Annotated in this window: 15 protein-coding genes and 2 pseudogenes; 7 read left to right on the top strand and 10 right to left on the bottom strand. The window is 34.8% G+C overall.

Annotated elements, in window-relative coordinates:
* Nucleotides 1–91 precede the first annotated feature (91 nt).
* The 3 genes and pseudogenes from gltC (at nucleotide 92) to ACJQQZ_RS09610 (ending at nucleotide 2,961) form a co-directional block, all read left to right on the top strand.
* Nucleotides 92–968, top strand: a pseudogene (gltC, locus tag ACJQQZ_RS09620) (glutamate biosynthesis transcriptional regulator GltC).
* 119 nt (nucleotides 969–1,087) lie between these two features.
* Nucleotides 1,088–2,200, top strand: coding sequence for a YibE/F family protein (locus ACJQQZ_RS09615; RefSeq protein WP_002451937.1), 1,113 nt, complete (start codon nucleotides 1,088–1,090; stop codon nucleotides 2,198–2,200).
* Nucleotides 2,197–2,961 carry a YibE/F family protein gene (locus tag ACJQQZ_RS09610; protein ID WP_002451936.1) on the top strand — a complete coding sequence of 255 codons (765 nt, stop codon included), beginning with the start codon at nucleotides 2,197–2,199 and terminating at the stop codon, nucleotides 2,959–2,961. Before ACJQQZ_RS09615 ends, ACJQQZ_RS09610 begins: the two co-directional genes overlap by 4 nt.
* Nucleotides 2,962–3,011: 50 nt before the next feature.
* On the opposite strand, the gene ACJQQZ_RS09605 is transcribed toward ACJQQZ_RS09610, so the two are convergent.
* Nucleotides 3,012–3,476, bottom strand: a complete 465-nt coding sequence (locus ACJQQZ_RS09605) for a GNAT family N-acetyltransferase (protein ID WP_002451935.1) — start codon at nucleotides 3,474–3,476, stop codon at nucleotides 3,012–3,014.
* Nucleotides 3,477–3,487: 11 nt separating this feature from the next.
* Complete coding sequence (locus tag ACJQQZ_RS09600; RefSeq protein ID WP_002451934.1) at nucleotides 3,488–3,874, bottom strand: NUDIX domain-containing protein; 387 nt, start codon at nucleotides 3,872–3,874, stop codon at nucleotides 3,488–3,490.
* Between the two features lie 192 nt (nucleotides 3,875–4,066).
* On the opposite strand from ACJQQZ_RS09600, the gene ACJQQZ_RS09595 reads away from it, so the two are divergent.
* Together ACJQQZ_RS09595 and ACJQQZ_RS09590 are read left to right on the top strand one after the other, a co-directional pair.
* Entirely contained in the window at nucleotides 4,067–4,336 is a 270-nt protein-coding gene (locus ACJQQZ_RS09595) for a hypothetical protein (RefSeq protein ID WP_002451933.1), read from the top strand.
* Nucleotides 4,337–4,626: 290 nt separating this feature from the next.
* Complete coding sequence (locus tag ACJQQZ_RS09590; RefSeq protein WP_145506833.1) at nucleotides 4,627–6,123, top strand: glycosyltransferase; 1,497 nt, start codon at nucleotides 4,627–4,629, stop codon at nucleotides 6,121–6,123.
* A 46-nt stretch (nucleotides 6,124–6,169) separates the two neighbouring features.
* On the opposite strand, the gene ACJQQZ_RS09585 is transcribed toward ACJQQZ_RS09590, so the two are convergent.
* Together ACJQQZ_RS09585 and ACJQQZ_RS09580 are read right to left on the bottom strand one after the other, a co-directional pair.
* The gene (locus ACJQQZ_RS09585) at nucleotides 6,170–7,099 is read right to left on the bottom strand and encodes an NAD-dependent epimerase/dehydratase family protein (RefSeq protein ID WP_145506830.1); all 930 of its coding nucleotides are present in this window, start codon (nucleotides 7,097–7,099) and stop codon (nucleotides 6,170–6,172) included.
* A gap of 153 nt (nucleotides 7,100–7,252) precedes the next feature.
* Nucleotides 7,253–8,251 (bottom strand): LysM peptidoglycan-binding domain-containing protein, encoded by a 999-nt coding sequence (locus ACJQQZ_RS09580; RefSeq protein WP_145506827.1) that lies wholly within the window; start codon nucleotides 8,249–8,251, stop codon nucleotides 7,253–7,255.
* Nucleotides 8,252–8,957: 706 nt separating this feature from the next.
* Here ACJQQZ_RS09580 and ACJQQZ_RS09575 point away from each other — a divergent pair.
* A complete protein-coding gene (locus ACJQQZ_RS09575; protein ID WP_002450876.1) occupies nucleotides 8,958–9,158 on the top strand; it encodes a cold-shock protein in 201 nt (66 codons plus the stop codon).
* Between the two features lie 143 nt (nucleotides 9,159–9,301).
* The gene (locus tag ACJQQZ_RS09570; protein ID WP_124228254.1) at nucleotides 9,302–9,661 is read left to right on the top strand and encodes a DUF1304 domain-containing protein; all 360 of its coding nucleotides are present in this window, start codon (nucleotides 9,302–9,304) and stop codon (nucleotides 9,659–9,661) included.
* Between the two features lie 114 nt (nucleotides 9,662–9,775).
* On the opposite strand, the gene ACJQQZ_RS09565 is transcribed toward ACJQQZ_RS09570, so the two are convergent.
* The 6 genes and pseudogenes from ACJQQZ_RS09565 to ACJQQZ_RS09540 all read right to left on the bottom strand — a co-directional run bounded on the left by ACJQQZ_RS09565 (nucleotide 9,776) and on the right by ACJQQZ_RS09540 (nucleotide 24,310).
* Nucleotides 9,776–19,423 carry an Ig-like domain-containing protein gene (locus tag ACJQQZ_RS09565; RefSeq protein WP_145506133.1) on the bottom strand — a complete coding sequence of 3,216 codons (9,648 nt, stop codon included), beginning with the start codon at nucleotides 19,421–19,423 and terminating at the stop codon, nucleotides 9,776–9,778.
* A 513-nt stretch (nucleotides 19,424–19,936) separates the two neighbouring features.
* A complete protein-coding gene (locus tag ACJQQZ_RS09560; RefSeq protein ID WP_124228252.1) occupies nucleotides 19,937–21,004 on the bottom strand; it encodes a Leu/Phe/Val dehydrogenase in 1,068 nt (355 codons plus the stop codon).
* A gap of 272 nt (nucleotides 21,005–21,276) precedes the next feature.
* A pseudogene (locus tag ACJQQZ_RS09555) lies at nucleotides 21,277–21,615 on the bottom strand (VOC family protein); the annotation flags it as partial.
* Between the two features lie 25 nt (nucleotides 21,616–21,640).
* Complete coding sequence (locus ACJQQZ_RS09550; RefSeq protein ID WP_145506137.1) at nucleotides 21,641–22,105, bottom strand: MarR family winged helix-turn-helix transcriptional regulator; 465 nt, start codon at nucleotides 22,103–22,105, stop codon at nucleotides 21,641–21,643.
* A 158-nt stretch (nucleotides 22,106–22,263) separates the two neighbouring features.
* Nucleotides 22,264–23,409: a bifunctional cystathionine gamma-lyase/homocysteine desulfhydrase gene (locus ACJQQZ_RS09545; protein WP_124228250.1), complete on the bottom strand. Its 1,146-nt coding sequence runs from the start codon at nucleotides 23,407–23,409 to the stop codon at nucleotides 22,264–22,266.
* The gene (locus ACJQQZ_RS09540) at nucleotides 23,402–24,310 is read right to left on the bottom strand and encodes a PLP-dependent cysteine synthase family protein (protein ID WP_002451459.1); all 909 of its coding nucleotides are present in this window, start codon (nucleotides 24,308–24,310) and stop codon (nucleotides 23,402–23,404) included. Before ACJQQZ_RS09540 ends, ACJQQZ_RS09545 begins: the two co-directional genes overlap by 8 nt.
* Nucleotides 24,311–24,409 lie beyond the last annotated feature (99 nt).

The following is a 24,409-nucleotide window of genomic DNA, read 5'->3' as shown; positions in this document are numbered from 1 at the left end:
ATTAGAACAATTAACAACCAAACTGTTATAATAAGTGTCAAATGTAATGTTGGATAAGTTGCAGAAGTAGCTAAAAGTGAGGATTGAAATGATGGAAATCAAACAACTTAAATATTTTGTAGAAGTAGCTAAACGAGAACATATTTCTGAAGCTGCATTAGAATTAAATATTGCCCAATCAGCCATAAGTCGTCAAATGACTCAGTTAGAAAAAGAATTAAACGTTAACTTATTTAAAAGGCAAGGACGAAATATCTTATTAACATCTGAAAGCAAACAAACTATTAACGGAAGCCACTAAAATATTGGATCAATTAGATCAAACAATACAATTATTTCAACATCAACAGACATTAAGTAATCAGAAGATATTTTTATCCTATAGTGAAAGTGAAGCTTCTCATAAATTAGGTCGCCTCATTCAAATCTTTGAAGAACAATCAGAAAGTCAAGTTATCCCTAATTTGAGCCAAGACAATGACATTTTGGATAACGTATTAAAAGGAGAAATAGATATAGGGATCCTTGAACTGACTGATGAAATTAAGCAACATTCTGATTTAAATATGACTGCTTTATTCGAAGAACATTATAATTTATATACTAACAAGAGAGACCCTATCGCCTTAACACTGCAACCTCATTTATCTCAATTGCATTTACAAAATGTCTTTTGTCTAACCGTGTTACCAAAATCAATTAAAGAAAAATTGCCTTCAGACATACGTACAATATCAGATAAACAATTAGCTCAATACCTTTTAAAAAAAGAAAGAGGTGTTTTGATTACACCTCAAAATATTTCTTTAGATAGTCCTTCAAATGAATGGATTAAAATACCTCTCAGTCACACTGAAATAAAACGTACGATTTGTGTGATTACTAAAAAAGGAAATCATAAACCCGATTTACCTGTTGCTTTACAAACGATACAAGTATTGTTTAATAAAACATCTACGTACCATTAAATATAAGGTCAAGTTAGGATTAACAGTATTCAAAAGGTCGCTTCGGTTTATTTTTGAAATCTAAATTAATTAAGCGTATAATCATTCTATTATTTCATAGAAGAATTGGGGTTTATTGAATGCAATTCAATACTTTTTTCAAAAATAAATTTTATTGGGTCGTTATGGCATTCATCATCATATTTTTAGGTATATTTATATTCACTTTCTTTAATGAAAAATGTTATCAAATGCCTATCGGTAAAATAATAGATGTTCAAAGATTGAGCACACAACATGTATCTGACGATCAACATAACAAAGACATCAAATACAAAGACCGACTTACCGTTAGAATATTAAACGGTAAATTTGAAGGTAAATCAACAACAATCACTAACGAGTTTGTTAAATCACAAGTTGATTCAGAACGTTTTACTAAAAACGATAAAGTTTTATTACATATTTCTAAAAATCCGAGCGACGCCGATATCATTGAGAAAAAGCGCGATGGATTAGTCGTTCTTATCACAGGCATTTTCTTCATCACGATATTAATTGTAGGCAGACAAGTAGGTTTACAATCGATACTTTCACTCATCTTGAACTCAATCGCAGTTTTAGGTGCGATTTATATTCATTATCAAATGCCAAATACGAGTTTATTCACATTGATGGTTATAGCAATGATTGTTTCAACAACATTGACTCTATTACTAGTTACAGGCTGGCGAATGCGAACACTGATTACCATTGTTTCTACACTTGTAGGTACGTTTCTTTGTATAGGTATCGCTGAGTTAGTTATACGATTCACTCATGGCAATGGTATTAAATATGAAACAATGAGTTTTTTAACCTTACCACCGAAAGAGGTCTTTTTAGCTTCAGTATTAATTGGTTCACTTGGAGCTGTTATGGACGTTGCAATCACTATTGCTAGTGGGATGAATGAGATATTGCAACGAACACCTCAAATTAGTATGAGGAGATGGGCCCTAGCAGGTAGACATATTGGCCAAGATATTATGGGGACGATGACAAACATTTTATTATTCTCTTATTTATCTGGTAGTTTACCTATGTTTCTCATATATTTAAAAAATGCCAATACCATTACATATACCATTTCTATGAATTGGTCATTAGAAGTTGCTCGTGCATTGATAGGGGGTATTGGGATTGTTTTAACCATCCCAATCACTATCGGTTTAATGGAATTATGGCTTAAAATGCGAGGTGAAAATCGATGAGTGCAATAACAATATTAGGCTTGATATTACTAGTGCTGATGATTATTTTCGGAGGTAAAAAAGGACTCGTGTCATTTGCGACATTATTTTTAAACTTCATCGTTTTAGTCATTAGTATCTTAATGATTATTTTTGGTGTACCGATATATATCACAACTATGATATTCTGTATCGTTGTCGCAGCATGTAATCTATTCGTGTTAAATGGGTACGATGTTAAAACACAAGCCGCATTTATCGGTACAATCATCACAACGCTTATATTAATTCTAGCTATATATATTTCAGTGAACGTAGGCCATTTACAAGGCTTCGCGACAGAACAACAAGACGAAACATATGTATACTCTATGAATATCGGCATCGATATGGTTCAATTCATGATATTTACTATTGTGCTTGCTGTGATCGCTGCTGTCATTGATTTAGCTATCACCATCAGTTCACCCATGTATGAATTAAATGATACTAACCCAAATTTAAGTCAACATCAATTATTTCAATCAGGCATGCGTGTAGGTAGAGAAATTCTAGCAACATCTGCAAACACTATATATTTAGCTTATTTCGGAGGCCAATTGACATTATTCTTTTGGTTCTTCAAATTAAATTATTCATTTGGTCATATTATCAACTCGAAAATCTTTGCCCAAGAATTTATTTCAATTCTATTCGGAGGTATTGCTGTTGCTATTAGTATCCCTATCACAGCTTGGGTAACTGCTTTTTTAATTAAAAGACAATCAACTGCTATCAAATAAAATGAAGCAGCATATAAGGAGGTTGTTACAAACGTCCTATATGCTGCTTTTTATAATGGATATGACATTACATACACAGGCTTCCCTATCATCGTTGACTCACCTATATGATAATATCCAGCTTGTTCATATAAATGGATGGCTCTTGGATTATCGATGTTTACAGTCAATACAATTTCATTGATATGTGGATAGAAATGCTTTATATAAGTACTCAGTTGATGGATGACATGTTTCCCTACACCTTTACCCCTGTATCGTGCATCAACAGTAAATGATCTAAAGAAAATCGCTTTTGGATTAGTAGAATATGGTGCTGGTCCATCCCCTTCATGTAAAGTGAAAAATGCAACACACTGTTGTCCTTCCATAACCAATGTTGGATATCTATTTTCATTCGTTTTAGCAGACTCCAAGTTTTCCAACGGTGTTTTTGTATAGCGTGAATCTTCTTCAGAGAGTTGTATTGATTGAACAGCTTCAAAAAATTGTGGTTGATATGCTTTTATTTCCATATTGTCTCCTTTTATTGACCTGACATTTCTTTTATCCAAGTTAAAACTGCTGGTGCAATATACTCTGAATCATTTTTATCAAACCACTTAATATCAGTAATTTCATTATCCGTATGTATCTTATCCCAATTAATTGATACTGTTGTTCGATAACCATTTAACTCTGTTAACATATTTTCTTGAGGATATGCTTTTCCAACGACTGTACCTATATAAGACAATTCTTTATCTGACAGTTCTAGCTTTAATTCTTCTTTCAATTCTCTTTTTAAAGCTTGTAATTGTGTTTCTCCTTCATCAATTTTACCACCCGGGAAATAATATTTTTCACGATGACGTACTTGTACAAGTAATATTTGATCTTCTGTTTCCTCTACTAAGCAAACACATTTAATCATAACTTAACTCCTTTCTGCAAATACTTCTATAATCAAAATATATTTAGTTTTATGTTATCATAATTTCGCAAAATCTTTCTCCTCATCATTTTATAAATTTTAGTGTATAATCAATAGAATATGGGTAATCAATATTAATAACTATGTTTGAATTGGGATAAAGTAACACCCAAATGCATTGGAGGTAAAATCATGGCAAAAAAATCAAGCGCAACACGCTTATCAAATTTATTCGGAATCGCAGGATTCATCGTTGATGGCTATAACGGTATTAAATACGATGCTAAAAATAAACAACTCGTATACTTATCATTAGGCCTAAGTACATTAGGTACATTATTAGATTTTTATGTATCTATTAAATCTCCTTATAAATTCCGTAAATTAGGTGCATTAGTATCATTCGCTATTAATGGTGCACGTTTATTTACAAGCTTTAGAAAAGTTAAAAATGAATACTAAACATATTCTTTTTATATAAATTAAGATAGTAATAGTCTGAGTTCTCATGTGAGGATTCAGACTTTTTTTAATTAAACCCTTAACCTCATCACACTCAAAATCACACGTTGTTATATGTGGTATGTTCATAAAATTTATAAATACTTCAATTCTGTAGATTTATAAATATCAAAATATTTGTAATTATTATTCATAGACATTAACATGACAATAATTCAAATTATTATGTTTTATTTTTCACAAAGTATAAAAGAACGAAACGATGCTTTATTGTTGAAAGGAGCCTACAAATGATTTACACGATTACATCTACATTACCTCCCTCACATGGCGGTAGAACCCAAGCTTTATTAAGAAGGATTAAATTGATAGATGAAGAATTTAATGTACCCACTAAAATTTTGACGACAAATTATAATAGAAACTATCCAAATATTTATAAAACATTTTTAGAAGAACATAAAGTCACTGAAAACATAGAATTCGAAAACATTTATGAATGGTTAACAAATTATAAAATTTACGACGTACCCAAAACAAAATTCTTCAATAAACCAAAATACAATAAAATACCAAAACGTATTTCTGGACTTAAAGCTAAAAAGAACAATCAAAATCATGACATACATTATTATCTGAATAATCAATTAGTGCGTTACAGAAAATATTTCAATAATAATTCAATCTTACGTTACGAAGATGTCATTGCTCCTGAAACTGGCTTGAAAACAAAACGAAGTGAATATAATTCATATGGTTATTTGCATAGAATTATTAATTATTATGAAAATTCTACAAAGAAAAGCCAAGAAATGATGTATTATCCAAACGGTGAAATGTACTGCGAACGTCATTTTAAAGACAATAAAAAAAATAGCGTCAATTTAGTTAAACTGTTCAAAGATGGAAAAGTATATCAAACTTTCTCCGATGACAAGGCATTCGCACAATATTATTTCGAACATAAATTCAAAGATGGAGACATTGTTTTCAGTGATGCAAGACTTTTAGACGATCCATTACTGGCACAATCACATCATACTCGAAATATACTAGTGTTACACAGCTCTCATTTATCCGGGACTCAAATAAAAAAATCTTTCCAATACGCATTTGAACATAAAGAAAATGTTGAAAAGTTTATAGTCTTAACGCAACAACAAAAAGTGGATATTCAAGACATGTATCCTATTCCAGATAAACAATTTGCGGTTATTCCACACTTTATTGAAACAAACAAATCTATTAATAATGAAAATGTTGAAGATCGCTTTGTATTTATAGGTCGCTTTAGTAAAGAAAAACAATTAGATCATCTTTTAAAAGCGTATATAGAATTTCTTAAAAGCGGGCATCAGACAAAATTGGCATTATATGGCAGAGATGAAGATAACCAAAAAGCTATGATGCAGGACATCATCGATGCCAATCAATTAAATAGTCAAGTTACCATTCATAAATATACTTCTAGTCCATTAGCCGAATTTAAAAAATCCAAAGCATCATTATTAACAAGTAGCTATGAAGGATTCGGACTCACTATTATGGAAAGTATTTCTATGGGGTGTCCTGTTATTGCATATGACGTTAGGTATGGCCCTAATGAAATTATCGATCATGCTAAAAATGGTTACTTAGTTGAAGCGAATAATATTAATCAATTAGCCAAATATATGACTCAAATCATCGAACAACCCCTCACTAAAGTTGAAAATAATGAAAAACTATATTATTCATCAGCCGTTAATCATTATAAGCAATTACTCGAAGCGTTAAAGGCAATTTAAAAATATCCTCCTCACTTTGTTATTAAGACAAAGTAAGGAGGATATTTTATGGTTGATATTCTAGATAAGACTGGATTCCCTTTTCAACAGAATATTGAGGGTTAAATCCTAAACTTTGAATTGGCGAAATATCTGCATATGAATGTTTAATATCTCCAACTCTTTCCTCATCATAAGCGTATGGAATACTATAATTAAAATGCTGTTCAAATATGTTGACCATCTGCTTTAAGGTCGTTTGTTTCCCAGTTCCTAAATTATAAACATTGCCATTAACGTTGTCATTGTGCAATACTAACCAACATGCTTCAACTAAATCATCAATATAAATAAAATCTCGAGTTTGCAAACCATCTCCATAAAACGTGAATGTTTCTTTATGATTAAATTTGTGATTAAGAATTGAAATGACCCCTGAATAATCAGAATATGGATTTTGTTTAGGACCATACACATTGAAGAAGCGTAATGAAACGGTAGGTAATTGATATAATTGATGATAAATTTTAGCGTAGCTTTCTCCAGCATATTTTTGTACTGCATATGGAGACCTTGGATCAATACGTGAATGAATCGCTTTAGGCAACCCTTCTAATTGTCCATAAACGGCTGCAGATGATGCAAACAAGAATCTTTTTACATTAGAATGCTGTAACCTGAGTGTTTCTAAAATATTCAACGTAGCATCGATATTCACTTGGTTAGATCGTCCCGGTTGTTGAACTGTTTCCACGACGCTCACCATAGCTGCTAAATGAATGACATAATCAAATTGTTCTTTTTTAATTAAGTCCGAGACAAATTTCAAATTATTGATATCTTCTTGATAGAAATACTCTTTTTTTACATACGGTATATTTTCAATACGACCAGTTGATAAATTATCAATTACATGTACTTCAATATTATTTTGAATACATTTGTGCGCTATGTGTGAACCGATAAAACCAGCCCCACCCGTAATTAGTGCTTTCATGTTGTTGTCCTCCTAGATGCCTGCACGGTATAAACCATGTAATTACTGTGTGATTTTCTTCTAAAATATAATAATGATTGCTTGATCAATTAAAAAAACTACCGAAAAAGTAATTAAACTTAATCAGTAGTTCTATGTTCATATAAGATGATATTAATGAATATATCTATATGTATTCACTTGATATGAAGGAATTGTTCTATATGTCACAATACCTGGTGACGCTGCCCAGTTCATTTCTGAAACTAAAATACTACCATCACTATTAACTCGCTCTACAAAAGCGACATGGCCATAGTATCCTGAATCACTTTGAGCGATTGAACCTACTGTTGGTTTACCATCAATTGTGTAACCATCAGCTACTGCTGCGTTATCCCAATTGTTTGCATTCCACCAATATGTGCTAATGCCTTTTCCAATTTGAGCACGACGATTGAATACATGATATGTACATTGTCCCCATGTATATAAGTTTTGGTGATTAAATACTGGTGTATTGTAACCATTATTACTTGAGTTAGTTGTATTTGAGCTACTATTTGATGTAGAAGCAGTACCTGATACCTTTAATTTTTGTCCTGGATAAATAAAGAAATTAGATAATCCATTAAGGCTCATTATTTTTTGATAAGTTGTACCATATTTAGCAGCTATTGATGATAATGAATCTCCCGCTTGAACAGTATATGTTGATGAACTTCCAGTTGTTGATGCCGAACTACTTGGTTTACTAGTACTAACTGTACCTGATACTTTTAATTTTTGTCCTGGATGAATTAAAAAGCTTTTTAAACCATTTAATTTCATTAATTTTTGATAACTCATGCCATATTTAGCGGCTATTGATGATACTGAGTCCCCTGCTTTTACTGTATATGTAGACGAACTTGTTCCTGTAGATGATGAACTACTTGGTTTACTAGTACTAGTTGAACCTGATACCTTTAATACTTGGTTTGGAAATATTATATTAGAAGATAAATGATTCAACGATTTTAATTTTGAAATAGATATTCCATATTTACTAGATATAGACCAAAGAGATTCGCCACTTTTAACCTTGTGTGTCGTTGCTGCGTCTGCTTGTGTTGCTGCAATAGCACTCACTGCACTTGTCCCAACAATTGCAGCAATAATTTTTTTATTCAATTACTTATTCCTCCTCAAATACTCTATTTGTTTCTCGGATTTTTTATACAATAAGTATTATACTCTCTTAATATGAATATGGTGTTTGTATTTCATGACATTATGATTACAAATATAATATTTTTATCGAATTGATTCATATATAAAACTCATTTCTACTATATATATGCGACATTTTCTTATTACCTTTAATATTTACAAATAGCATCAATTTACAAATTTTTTTAAATTTCTATATTAATTTTAAATGCTAATCTTGATACTTCTAAACTTTATTACTTAATTCATCAACTCATTATTTTTTAAGTAAATCTAGACACTTCATTAAGCAATTGATAAATGAAAACTAATTGATTAAATGAAAGATAAACAATCATATAGGCTATTCCAAAATTTTTAAAAGTTATGTTTTAACAAGTTAATACTACTAAAACCAAAATTTATTTTGAGATAATATTGGATGGCCAAAACTTCATAACACTCTGTCATAACAGTCTCTCCAGCTATTTTTAAACATTGTATTATACTAACATTTTCATATTCATAATTATTCTTCCTTTACTTATTGTGTTTTAGGGTGTATAGTTAATCTAACGTAATAAAAGGTCGTGAATTTGATTGAAGTTTATTTGTTTAGAATATACTCTTTTGATTTAATGAAACTTGTTACAAATATTTAGTGCAAAAGCACGCGGAGGTATTCTATATGAATAACGGTACAGTTAAATGGTTTAATTCAGAAAAAGGTTTTGGTTTCATCGAAAGAGAAGATGGAAGCGACGTATTCGTACATTTCTCAGCAATCGCTGAAGAAGGATACAAATCATTAGAAGAAGGACAAAAAGTTGAATTCGACATCGTTGAAGGCGATCGTGGAGAACAAGCAGCTAATGTCGTAAAAATGTAATAACATTTTCAAAGCAACCGTCATGGTTGTTTTTTTTTATGCCTAAAATTACTTTTATTTATCTAATTATATTGTATTGTAATGAATATGTATTTACATTACTATTTGATTATAAATATAAAGAGAAAAAGGAATGATTTAAATTGAGTATACTCACTGCTATTTTAGTAATACTTGTGGCAATAGAATTCTTATTAATCATGGTGTTACAAACATTACTAACCACATCTAACAAAACTAGTCAAACTTTTAAAATGAGCATATCTGCATTAAAAGATAAAAACCTAAATACTTTAATGAAGAATCAAGGGCTTTACAATGGTTTACTTGGTATCTTCATTCTCTATGCCTATTTTTTGAGTACTCATCCTAAAGAAATGACTACATGTCTTCTTATATATATGATTATTGTTGCTATATATGGTGCGCTAACAAGTCAAAAAGCCATCATCATTAAACAAGGGCTTTTACCAATACTTGCACTTTTATCATTATTATTTTAATCCATTCCGTTAAGTCGATATTCGATTTAGCGGTTTTTTTTATAAAAAATGACCCATTCCAGTATATTGGAATGGGTCTTTATTTTAACTATATTTGTTCTTTTGACTTACTCTTTATTTTTCCTCTTCCTCTTCATCTTCTCTACGACGTTTGAAGAATAAGAATAACGCTCCTAATCCAGCTAATAATGTACCGAATAATGTTCCTTTGTTCACACCATCTTGTCCAGTTTCAGGTAATTCACTTTGATCTTTTTCATGATTATTACCTTTGTTTGTTGATGATGTATCATGGTTTCTTTGTTGTACAGCACCATTTGAAGTTACATTATTTCCAGATACATGACCTTGTGTTGTTTGTTCTGTTGGTTCACCTGGATTTGTTGGGTTTGCCGGTTGACCTGGTTCTGTTACTTCACCTGGATTTGTTGGCTCTGCCGGTTGACCTGGTTCCGTTGGTTCACCTGGATTTGTTGGATCTGTCGGTTGACTTGGTTCCGTTGGTTCACCTGGATTTGTTGGGTCTATCGGTTGACTTGGATCCGTTGGTTCACCTGGATTTGTTGGGTCTGTTGGATGACTTGGATCCGTTGGTTTACCTGGGTCTGTTGGGTCTGTCGGTTGACTTGGATCTACAGGTTTACCTGGGTCTGTTGGGTCTGTCGGTTGACTTGGATCTACAGGTTTACCATCATCAATCACTGTTCCATCAGTAGATGGAGATGTATTTCCATTAGCATCTGTTGCTGTAACGCCAATATGATCTCCACCTTTTAGATTTTCTCCAGCTGGGATGTCAATCACATAGTTACCGTCCTCATTTGTTTTACCTGTTGCTGTTGTACCATCTGGGAATGTTATTGTCACTGTTGAGCCTGGTTCCACTTTACCTGTGATTGTTTTATCTCCCTTATGAACTGGATTTACAGTTGGCGCTTCTGGTGCTGTTGTATCTGTTACTACTGTTGTTGCTGGTTCTGATTCATTACCATCTTTATCAGTAGATGTTACTGGTAATGTTTCTCCGCCTTTTAGATCTTCATTAGCTGGAATATCAATCACATAGTTACCGTTTTCATCTGTTTTACCTGTTGCTGTTGTGCCATCTGGGAACGTCACTGTTACTGTTGAACCTGGTTCCGCTTTACCTGTGATTGTTTTATCTTCACTTGTTACCGGATTGATTGTCGGCACTGTCGGTGCTGTTGTATCTGTCACTACTGTTGTTGCTGGTTCTGACGTATTACCGTCTTTGTCTGTTGCAGTAACTGGTAATGTTTCTCCGCCTTTTAGATCTTCGTTAGCTGGAATATCGATCACATAGTTACCGTTTTCATCTGTTTTACCAGTCGCTGTTGTGCCATCTGGGAATGTTACCGTCACTGTTGAGTTTGGCTCTGCTTTACCTGTAATTTGTGTATCGTCACTTGTTACTGGGTTGATTGTCGGTACAGACGGTGCTGTTGTGTCCGTTACTACTGTTGTTGTTGGTTGTGATTCATTACCGTCTTTATCTGTTGCAGTAACTGGTAATGTTTCTCCGCCTTTTAGATCTTCGTTGGCAGGAATATCGATGACATAATTGCCGTTTTCATCTGTTTTACCTGTTGCCGTTGTGCCATCTGGGAACGTCACTGTTACTGTTGAACCTGGTTCCGCTTTACCTGTGATTGTTTTATCTTCACTTGTTACCGGATTGATTGTCGGTACAGTTGGCGCTGTTGTGTCTGTTACTACTGTTGTTGTCTTATCTGATGTATTACCATCTTTATCTGTTGCAGTTACTGGTAATGTTTCGCCACCTTTTAGGTCTTCATTAGCTGGAATATCAATCACGTAATTGCCATCTGCATCAGTTGTACCACTAGCTGTTGTGCCATCTGGGAATGTTACTGTCACTGTTGAGTTTGGCTCTGCTTTACCTGTGATTTGTGTATCATCACTTGTTACTGGGTTAACTGTTGGCGCTTCTGGTGCTGTTGTATCTGTTACTACTGTTGTTGCTGGTTCTGATTCGTTACCATCTTTATCAGTAGACGTTACTGGTAATGTTTCTCCGCCTTTTAAATCTTCGTTAGCTGGAATATCAATTACATAGCTGCCATCTTGATCAGCTTTGCCAGTTGAAGTGCTTCCATCTGGGAACGTCACTGTTACTGTTGAGCCTGGTTCTGCTTTACCTGTAATCGTCTTATCATTGCTTGTTATTGGATTAACAGTCGGTACAGTTGGTGCTGTTGTATCTGTCACTACTGTTGTTGCTGGTTCTGATTCGTTACCATCTTTATCTGTAGACGTTACTGGTAATGTTTCGCCACCTTTTAAATCTTCATTAGCTGGGATATCAATCACGTAATTGCCATCTTGGTCAGCTGTACCAGTTGCTTTTGTGCCATCTGGGAACGTTACTGTTACCGTTGAACCTGGTTCCGCTTTACCTGTAATTTGTGTATCATCACTTGTCACTGGGTTCACTGATGGTACAGTTGGTGCTGTTGTATCTGTCACTACTGTTGTTGACGGTTGTGATTCGTTACCATCTTTATCTGTTGCAGTTACTGGTAATGTTTCGCCACCTTTTAAATCTTCGTTGGCAGGAATATTAATCACATAATTGCCATCTGCATCTGTTTTACCAGTTGCTTTTGTGCCATCTGGGAATGTTACTGTCACTGTTGAGTTTGGCTCTGCTTTACCTGTGATTTGTGTATCGTCACTTGTTACCGGATTAACAGTCGGTACAGATGGTGCTGTTGTATCTGTTACTACTGTTGTTGCTGGTTCTGATTTATTACCATCTTTATCAGTAGACGTTACTGGTAATGTTTCGCCACCTTTTAGATCTTCGTTGGCAGGAATATTAATCACATAGTTACCGTCCGCATCTGTTGTACCACTAGCTTTCGTGCCATCTGGGAATGTCACTGTTACCGTTGAACCTGGTTCCGCTTTACCTGTGATTTGTGTATCATCACTTGTTACTGGGTTTACAGATGGTACTGTTGGTGCTGTTGTATCTGTTACTACTGTTGTTGCTGGTTCTGATTCATTACCGTCTTTATCTGTAGCTGTTACTGGTAATGTTTCGCCACCTTTTAGATCTTCGTTTGCTGGGATGTCAATCACATAATTACCATCTGCGTCTGTTGTTCCACTAGCTTTCGTGCCATCTGGGAATGTTACTGTCACTGTTGAGTTTGGCTCTGCTTTACCTGTGATTTGTGTATCGTCACTTGTTACTGGGTTTACAGATGGTACCGTTGGCGCTGTTGTATCTGTTACCACTGTTGTTGCTTTATCAGACGTATTACCAGCTTTATCTGTAGCTGTTACTGGTAACTCTTCTCCACCTTTTAAGTCTTCGCTTGAAGGAATATTGATGACATAGTTTCCATCTGCGTCTGTTGTACTACTTGCTGTTTTACCATCTGGGAACGTTACTGTTACTGTTGATCCTGGTTCTGCTTTACCTGTGATTTGCGTGTCATTACTTGTTACTGGGTTTACAGAAGGTACTGTTGGCGCTGTTGTATCTGTTACTACTGTTGATGTCGGCTCTGATTTATTACCATCTTTATCTGTTGCAGTAACTGGTAATGTTTCGCCACCTTTTAGATCTTCGTTAGCTGGAATGTCAATCACATAATTACCATCTTGGTCAGCTGTACCAGTAGCTGTTGTACCATCTGGGAACGTTACTGTCACCGTTGAGCCTGGTTCCGCTTTACCTGTGATTGTCTTATCATCACTTGTTACTGGATTTACAGACGGAACACTTGGTGCTGTCGTATCTGTTACTGTCGTTGTAGTTTCTCCAGATTGGTTTCCAGATTTATCTGTAGACGTCACTGGTAATGTTTCTCCGCCTTTTAGATCTTCGTTGGCAGGAATATCGATAACATAATTGCCATCTGCGTCTGTTGTACCACTAGCTTTTGTACCATCTGGGAACGTTACTGTTACTGTTGAGCCTGGTTCTGCTTTACCTGTAATTTGCGTATCATCACTTGTTACTGGGTTTACAGACGGTGCTGTTGGCGCTGTTGTATCTGTTACTACTGTTGTTGCTGGCTCTGATTGATTACCATCTTTATCAGTAGACGTTACTGGTAATGTTTCGCCACCTTTTAAGTCTTCATTAGTTGGGATAGTAATTGTGTAATTTCCATCCTCATCTGTTGTACCGCTAGCCGTATTTCCATCTGGGAACGTTACTGTCACTGTTGAGCCTGGTTCCGCTTTACCTGTGATTGTCTTATCATCGCTTGTTACCGGATTAACAGTCGGTACTGTTGGTGCTGTTGTATCTGTTACTACTGTTGTTGCTGGCTCTGATTTATTGCCATCTTTGTCTGTCGCAGTAACCGGTAGCGTCTCTCCACCTTTTAAGTCTTCACCACTTGGAATATTAATCACGTAATTGCCATCTGCATCTGTTGTACCAGTAGCTGTATTTCCATCTGGGAATGTTACTGTCACTGTTGATCCTGGCTCTGCTTTACCTGTAATTTGTGTATCATCGCTTGTCACTGGATTCACTGATGGTACTGTTGGTGCTGTTGTATCTGTTACTACTGTTGTTGCTGGCTCTGATTTATTACCATCTTTATCTGTTGCAGTAACTGGTAATGTTTCGCCACCTTTTAGATCTTCATTCGCTGGAACATCTATTGTGTAGTTTCCATCTGCGTCCGTCGTTCCAGTAGCTGTCGTACCATCCGGGAATGTCACTGTTACTGTTGAGTTTGGCTCTGCTTTACCTGTAATTTGCGTATCATCACTTGTCACTGGATTCACTGATGGTACTGTTGGTGCTGTTGTATCTGTTACCACTGTTGTTGCTGGTTCTGATGTGTTTCCAGCTTTATCTGTAGATGTAACTGGTAATGTTTCGCCGCCTTTTAAGTCTTCGCTTGAAGGGATATTAATAACATAGTTTCCATCTGCATCTGTTGTGCCACTAGCTGTATTTCCATCCGGGAACGTTACCGTTACTGTTGAGTTCGGCTCCGCTTTACCTGTGATTTGTGTATCATCACTTGTTACTGGATTGACTGTTGGTGCTTCTGGTGCTGTTGTGTCTGTTACTGTCGTTGTTGCTGGTTCTGATTTATTGCCGTCTTTGTCTGTCGCTGTAACTGGTAATGTTTCGCCGCCTTTTAAGTCTTCATTCGCTGGAATATCTATTGTATAGTTTCCATCTGCGTCTGTCGTACCACTAGCTGTCGTACCATCTGGGAACGTTACTGTTACTGTTGAGTTTGGCTCTGCTTTACCTGTAACTGTTTTATCTTCACTAGATACTGGGTTTACAGTCGGTACTGTTGGTGCTGTTGTATCTGTTACCACTGTTGACGCAGGTTGAGATTTATTGCCAGCTTTATCTGTAGATGTAACTGGTAATGTTTCGCCACCTTTTAGATCTTCGTTAGCTGGAATATCAATCACATAATTGCCATCTGCATCTGTATTGCCTGTTGCTGTTGTGCCATCCGGGAATGTCACTGTTACTGTTGAGTTTGGCTCTGCTTTACCTGTGATTGTTGTATCATCACTTGTTACTGGATTAACTGTTGGTGCTTCTGGTGCTGTTGTATCTGTTACTTCAGTTGTCGCAACATCAGATTTATTACCAGCTTTATCTGTAGAAGTCACTGGTAACTCTTCTCCACCTTTTAAGTCTTCATCAGTAGGAATATTGATAACATAATTGCCATCTGCATCCGTTGTACCAGTAGCTGTATTTCCATCTGGGAACGTTACTGTTACTGTTGAACCTGGTTCCGCATGACCTGTAATTGTTGTATCTTCACTTGTTACTGGATTAATTGTTGGTACTGTCGGTGCCGTTGTATCTGTTACTGTCGTAGTCGCTGCACCAGATTGGTTACCTGCGCCATCTGTTGATGTCACTGGTAATGCTTCTCCACCTTTTAAATCTTCATTGGCAGGGATATCAATTGTATAATTACCGTCGTCATCTGTTGTCGCATTCGCTGTTGTACCATCTGGGAATGTTACTGTTACTGTTGAATTCGGTTCTGCTTTACCTGTGATTGTTTTGTCTTCACTTGTTACTGGGTTGATGGTTGGTACTTCAGGCGGTGTTTTATCTAATACTGTTGTACCAGCATCGACTGACACATTACCTGCTGCATCTGTTGCAACTACACTTAATTCTTCATCACCTTTTAAGTCTTCAGAATCTGGAATACCAATTGTGTAATTACCCGAAGCATCTGCTGTCGCTGAAGCCTTTGTACCATCTGGGAATGTTACTGTTACTGTTGAGTTTGGTTCTGATGTACCAGTAATTGTTTTATCTTCACTTGTTACATCATTAATTACAGGTTCTTTTGGTGCTGTAACATCTACAACTGTTGTATTTGCAGCCGTCGATGTGTTTCCAGCTTTATCAGTTGAAGTAACGCCTAGTGTTTCGCCACCTACTAAATCAATATTGGTAGGTACAGCCACTCGATAACTACCATCTGTTGCTGTAATGGCTTGAACTTTAGTCCCATCTGGGAATGTTACTGTTACTGTTGAGTTTGGTTCTGCTTTACCTGTGATTGTTTTATCTTCACTTGTTACTTGATTGACCGTTGGTTGATTTGGTGCTGTTGTATCTGTCACAGTCACGTTTGAATCAACTGATTTATTGCCTGCAGCATCTTTAGCTGAAGCTTTAATTGTTTCGCCACCAGTAAAGTCTTCATTAGCAGGGATATTAACAGTATAATTACCTGATGCATCCGCAGTTGTAACTTGCGTAGTGCCGTCTGGGAATGTAACTGTTACTGTTGAATTCGGTTCTGCTTTACCTGTAACCGTTGTATCATCACTAGTTACCGGGTTAATCACTGGCGCATCTGGTGCTGTTGCATCTGTCACTGTTACTGTTGGTGAAACCGCACTTGTTTTACCATTTTTAGTTGCAGTTGATGTTAATTGAGTTCCTGCAGCTAAAGGTTTTGATAAAGTTAACGTACCAGTTGTACTGTTTGCACCTAATGTAACTGTACCAATGACATTGTTATTACTATCTTTTACCGTCACTGTTGAACCAGCAGTACCATGAACGCCAATAGTCGTGTCGTTATCATCGACAGGATCCACTAATGGTGCTGGAACAATAGTATTATCTACAATATTAAATGTATTTGTTTCATCATTATCATAATTCGGCGCATCAATAGCAATTGTGTATTGACCAGCAGCTGATTTTGGAATCGTTACAGCAAATGTACCATCACTATTAACAGTAGACGTACCAATAACTTGACCCGCTGAATTTATGACTTTAGCAGTTTGTGTACCTGCATTTGGTTTTAACGTTACTGAACCACTAACTTTAGTGTCATTAATCGTAATATCTGCAGCATTAGGTTGACCTACTAATGGTGATGTATGATATGTTTTCACTTCGTCTCCATCATTTTTAGTATCGCCATCTGTGTCTGCATTATTGGCATCAGTTAATGATACTTCTCTTTCATAACGATCTAATAAGCCATCTTTATCATAGTCTTGTAATTCTAACGAAGATGTACCTAATGTGTTATTAATTAATTTGCCAGCATTATCTGTAAGGTATCCAGCAAATGTAAAATCTTCAACTTGGTCAGTTGTAGAACTAATTAAATTACCTTTGGCATCATATTGTGCATCTTTAGTTAAAATATTATTGGGACTTTGGTTTAATTTAATAACGATTCTCATACCTACTGTTTCAGGTAAACCATTATTAAATTCGATTAATTTATTTAAATCACTTGCTGTAATCGTACCATTACCATTGGCATCGATAGATAAATCAGCTACTTTGTTAGCAGCATTATATGTTTTATCAAAACCTTTTAATCCATCATAATCATATTTATCTAATTCAACACTTTGAATAAATGGAATTAAATCTTTATCAATTTGATAATTGTAGCTCCATTGTTTATTTTGAGCGCCACCATATCCGAAGATACCATTTTTGATAACTTGTTGGTCAACGATAATTGCGCCATTGTCGCCTACTTTAGTGTCTAAACTAGCCGTACCACTACTTGCTTTAAAATCATTTGAGTTTGCTGTTGAAGTATTATTGTTTAAATCAACTAAATCTTTATCTGCATCTGTAAGGAAGTAACCACTGCTTTCAGACGTACGAATAATTGTATTATTAGAAGAATCTCTAACATAAATTTGATAATTTAATTTATTATCAGATAAATCTCCTGCATTATTTAAAATATTACCCACAGTATCATCTAATTCAATTTTACCGCCTGATGCAGTTTTAGATGCTAAAATTTCTGCACCACCAAATAATCCACCGCTAGCTCGAATATAATTCACTTCCCAAATATTAGAAGGTGTACCGTCATCATTTTTTAATCTTGTAAATTGAACCGGTGTATTACTTCCAGCTGGGTTAACTGATATTTTCGTTACATGATCAGCAATTTTAGAGTCTAAGTTTAAGTCGATTTTATATCTTGTTCCTGAGTTAGCACCCGACATATAAGCATCAATATTAAATGGAATTGATGTACTATTTTTAACAGCATCTGAATCTAATGCTTCTGGGTCAAACACTAATGACGCAAATGTATAGTTATCTGATGTCGCTAATGATTTTTGAGCATCTTGATCAGGGGATGTTACAGCTGCTGCCAACATTCTAGGTGTAGCCATTGCACGCATAAACGTTCTAGTTTTAGGTGGCGTAGCTAATGTTTCTGTACTCTTCTGTTTGTTTGCCATTTCAGTTAATGCAGCTTGTAAAACGGCTTGATTAATTTCTTCGTCTGTTGCTTTATTGAAATCAACATCTGTATTATTTAAAATTTCTTTAGCTTCTGTTTTAGACACTTGATCATTTAAGAATGATTGAACAGCTTGTTCTTTATTATCTGATGCTGCTAATTGTTTACCAAGTTCTGTATCCACTTTATTTTCATATGTTGTAGTTTGTGGCTCATTAACTTTTTCTGTTGAACTTGCTTTCTTTGATGTATTAGCAGTTTCCTTAGTTGATGTTGTTTGCTTTTCTTGAGATGAATTGTCTGTTGTTGAATTTTCATTTGTTGATTGGTCTTGTGAGGAAGTTTCTTTAGTTGTAGAGGCCGACTTATTATCTGTTGATTGAGTTTCTTTAGTAGTCGTTGTTTCTGTAGTTGGTTCTTCTGATGTTTTACTTTCTTCTGCAGTTGTTGTTTTGTCATCGTTATTCTTGTCAGTCGTTGAAGAAGCATCTGATTTTTCATCAGTTACTGATGTAACACCTTTATTATCTTCAGTCGTTGTTGATGTTTTATCATTTGTTTTATTAATTGTGTCTTGTTCTATATTAGAGGAGTCTTTTGTTGTTTGATTTGAAGAAGCTTTTTCTGTGTTTGCTTGTTCGGTATTTTGTGTCTCTTCCGTATTAGATTTTTCTGTTTGACTAGTATCTTGAGTCGTTGCTGTCGTTTGATCAGCATGATTAGCTTCTTCTGACACATTTGTAGTTGCTTTGTCAGTTGCTTGATCCTCTGTACTAGCTGTTTCGTTAGTATTAGTCAGTTCGGTTATATCGACAGGTTCACTTTTATCTTTATTGCCGTCGTTATTTTGTGACGATGCATTATCTAATTCATCTGCTCTCGCTACATTTCCTACGCCAAATACTAATGTCGCACCTATTAATAACGATGCAGTACCTACCGTAAATTTTCTAATTGCATATTTGTTTAATTTGTTTGGTAAAAAGCCTTGTCTATTCTTCATTCATGAATCACATCATATATTTTTCACAACTTTAACATTGTATGTACATATAATACTTAATTGATTGAAAATTTACAAATGTTGCAAAACCATATATATCCACGCTTTATATTCAAAAGTAAATAGAATTATTATTACCTAAAAACGAAAAAGTATTTATTCTTTTTTAGAAATAAAATCACAACTCTTGGCAAATCGACATAAATAAAACATTTGTTTGCAAATTATTTGGAACTCAATTCAATTTGTCGTTACATTTAATAATCAATTAATATTTCAGAAATTAAATTTTATGATGTTATATGCATAAAATAATAAAGTTGTTCTTTCGTATATTTCTATTAACCGAATTCATTAATAATAAACCCGAATATTCATATTTAATTTTTAATCTCCTCATTCGTTAATTTAAAATTCCATGATATTTTGTTTATACATTTTAACTATCATTTCATCCTAAAAAGCAACCCAGGACATTAATCCTGGGTTGCTTTATTGATATTTTCTGTTATTTTATTTTCTAATATCTTGAATATGGGACATTTGTTTCAATCGTGTTTCTGCAAAATGTTGTGACGCTTCTAATGGTGTTTTATGTTGTTCTTTGGCGATATCAAAGATATGTTTCACAATTTTATCTATACCTTCAATACTTTCCTTAGCACGCGTTTCATTATATCCATTCAACTCATCAGCAGTGTTGATTACACCACCACTATTCACAATATAATCTGGTGCATATAATATACCTTTTTCTTCTAACATTTGACTATGTTTGTTTTCATCTTTTAATTGGTTATTTGCTGAACCACAAATCGCTTTAACTTTTAATTGAGGAATTGTATCGTCATTTAATATACCACCGAGTGCACATGGCGCGAAAATATCCGCTTCTACTGAAAAGATATCATCTGGTTCAACAAATGTCGCATTAAACTCATCTACTGCACGCTGTGCATTATCTTTATTAATATCAGTAACAATCAACTTAACACCATCTTCATGTAAAAGACGACAAAGTTCATAGGACACGTGTCCCACACCTTGAACTGCTATGGTCTTACCTTCAAGAGATTCACCATTAAATTGTTCTAAAGCCGTACGCTTCATAGCAATATATATACCATAAGCTGTCATAGGACTTGGATTACCTGCTGAGCCGAACGACTTACTTGTACCACAAACATAAGGTGTTTCTTTATGAATAAGGTTCATTTCATGCTCTGATGTACCTACATCTTCAGCTGTATAATAACGACCATTTAATGTATGAACATAACGCCCTAATGCTCTATAGAATGCTTCTTCATCTTCTTTATTAGGTGATCCCATCACTACTGTCTTACCTCCACCAAGGTCTAAGCCAGCTGCAGCATTTTTATATGTCATTCCACGTGCTAAATTCATAGCATCCTCAATTGCTTCTTCTTCTGATGCATAATCATTTCTCACGCGGCAACCACCTAATGCTGGTCCAAGCGTTGTATCATGAATACAAATGATTGCCTTTAGACCCGTTGATTGATCTTGGCAAAATACTATTTGTTCATAATCTTCTTGTTCCATTGTTTCAAAAATCATTCAAATACTCCTCTCATAAAATTAATCTACATTATTCGCATACCCTGACAATATGGGAATAATCTCGATTTGAAACACGCACAATATTAGCTAAATTATGAATTATAAGAAAATTTTTTCGTCTTTATGTTTACATTAAAAAACTGAGACAATTCAACATGTCTCAGTCACTATTTATATTTCATATCTTCAAATTGCCAATATTTTAAATGCTATTTATTGTAGTCTGCAAAATATGAGTGTACATATGTTTCTGTTTTTTCTTGTACTTCACAATAAACTTCTACTGTAAAATTGCCTGGTGCTTTAAAGTAAAAAGTATATGTTGCATGCGCCATTTCAGGATCCCATACTTCATACCCGTCATTTTTTAAGATTTGATGTATACGATCCACCTCTTCTTTACTTTCTTGCGGGAAACCAATATGGAATGTATCTGGATATTTTATATTTTCTCCTTCTATTAAATTAAACAGAAATCCATCTTCGTCATTCATAGCTGCAAACATATTGCCAGCACTACCAATACAAACTAAATCGAAATACTTTTCAAAAAATGCTCGCGTTGTTTTTACATCGTTGACCGTTATATTAATATGATTAATTTTCATAATTCAGACCTTCTTTTTCTTTATTTTATTTCTTACGTTCAATTTCATTATCTAAAATAGCTGTTGTTGCTTTTAGAAACGACTGAATGGTTTCCATTTGCTCTGCCGTATATTGATTTGTCAGTTCAGTCATATGTTGATTCAATGTTTCATAAGCGTGTTGTACTTCTGATTTATCTTCATACTGTGGAACAATCATAATACTTCGACGATCTTTAGGATGACGCTCACGTTTAACATAGCCTGCTCTTTCTAATCGATCGACCAATGCTGTAACACTTCCCGTTGTAAGTCCAACTCTTCTACCTAATTCACCAGCAGTGATAGGCCCCGTCTCACTTAACATATCAATCGTAGTCCAATCATGGTTATATACATCTAATTGTTCTGCAATTTTATGTTGGTATAAAACAACTCGCCGTCCTAAACCTCTAAATGAAGTCACCATATCATCATGTTTAACATCATTTTGATTGTTATCATCATTCATTTTTAAGCCACCTCTATTTACCTTGATTATCAAGATATTCGATTGTCTAACTACTTTAACACAATTCAGATTCTAATGAAAGATTCTTAACTTTATTTATGTAATTGCTCAAAAAAGGCCTAGGGACAACTCCCTAGACCTTAAAAATAGTGATAGCATTAGTTTAATGTATCAAGTGCTTGTTTTAAATCATTGACTAAATCATCTGTGTCTTCAATACCAATTGATAAACGGATTAATCCATCTGTGATACCCTCTTTAGCGCGTACATCTGCTGGAATAGATGCATGTGTCATTAATGCAGGAACTGATATTAAACTTTCTACTGCCCCTAAACTTTCAGCTAACGTGAAATATTGCGTAGCATGAATCACTTGTTTCGCAGCTTCTGTGTCTTTCACTTCAAATGCAATAACGCCTGTATGTCCATCTGCTTGTGCAGCATGAATATCATAGTTTAAGTGACTTTTAATACTTGGATGGAATACTTTTTGTACACTATCGTGAGACTGTAACATATCAATCACTGCTTCTACGTTACGATTAATTTGTTCCATACGTAAACCTAACGTCTTGATTCCTCTTACTAATAAGTAGCTATCCTGTGGTCCAAGCACACCACCAGTTGAATTTGAGATAAAGCCTATACGTTCTCCTAATTCATCGTCTGCAGTCACTACTAATCCTGCAACTACATCACTATGTCCACCAATATATTTAGTAGCAGAATGTAAAACTATATCAATACCAAAATCTAATGGATTTTGATAATAAGGTGTCATAAATGTATTATCTACTACAGAAATAAGGTTATGTTTTTTAGCAATCGCTACAGCACCTTTAATATCTGTCACACGTAATAATGGATTAGAAGGCGTTTCGATATATAACATTTTTGTTTCTGGTTTAATATATTTCTCAACATTTTCAATATTGGTTGTATCTACAAAATCTACGTCTAATCCGAAGCGTGTAAATACTTTTGTTAAAGCGCGGTACGTACCACCGTATACATCTGAATTTAAAATAAGCTGGTCTCCTTTATCTAATAGCATAATCACTGCACTAATAGCTGCCATGCCTGAACCAAATGCGAAACCATGTTTACCATGTTCTAAGTCTGCAATAACACTTTCTAAAGACGCACGTGTTGGATTGGCAGTACGTGAATATTCATAACCTTGGCGTAAATCTCCGATATCGTCTTGTAAATATGTACTTGTTTGGTAAATTGGAGTCGTTACAGCACCTGTATAATCATCTGTTGTATGTCCGCCATGTATCATTTGTGTTTTTTTATTCATTATTCTCATTCTCCTTATAACTAAATATTTGTTTTGACATGTATCGGTCGCTACCATCAGGGAATATCGTCACGATAATCCCTTTATCTATTTGTTTTTTTAATTCAAGTGCACCTTGAAGTGCAGCGCCGGATGAGCTACCTACTAGTAACCCTTCTTGTTTAGCGATGGCTTTTACATTATCAAAGGCATGTTGATCACTAATTGTAAAAATACCTTCTACTAATGATTTCTCTAGAAAGCTAGGCCATTTTTCTGAACCAATACCTTCTGTGGCATGCGTATGACTTGGACCGCCATTTAATATCGACCCCTCAGGTTCGACGATATAATTTTTAACACCTAATGGTTGTAAGTGTCTCGCGACGCCTGTAAATGTACCGCCCGAGCCAGCACCAGCAACAAAGTAATCAATATGATTTAGTTCATCTGTTAACGCTTTACCTAATGTATGAGTATAGGCATCTGGATTATGTGTTGTTTCAAATTGATTCATATAAATCGATTGCGTGTCTTCAGCATACTGTCGGGCAACTTGTTGTGCACCTATCATGCCTTCAGCTTTTACAGTTCTTTTAACATCAGCACCTAAAGCACGCATAATTGATATTTTCTCTTCGGAAAAGCCTTCTGGTGCAAATATCACACAATTAAGTTGGTAACGATTGGCAGCTATTGCTAAACCAATCCCTGTATTACCAGCTGTAGCTTCTACAATGGTATCACCACGATGTAGACGCCCCTCTTCAATCGCTTGTTCAACTAAATACTTTCCTAGTCGGTCTTTTACACTTCCGCCTGGATTAAATTGTTCGAGTTTCGCATAGATTTTTACGTCTTCATCACTAAAACTCTCTAATAACACGAGTGGTGTCTCTCCTATTAAGTCATATGCAATCATATTCTATATATTCAATCATCCTTTATTCAGTGGAAAATTGAACATTCCCTTCTTTCTCAAATGGATTAATTAATTCTTATTTAACAGGTATGAATTATA

Source organism: Staphylococcus sp. KUGN1 (assembly GCF_045984185.1).
Classification (GTDB): Bacteria; Bacillota; Bacilli; order Staphylococcales; family Staphylococcaceae; genus Staphylococcus; species Staphylococcus warneri_A.
Note: the sequence above shows the minus strand (reverse complement) of the source record. Positions and strands in the feature narration are given on the sequence as shown.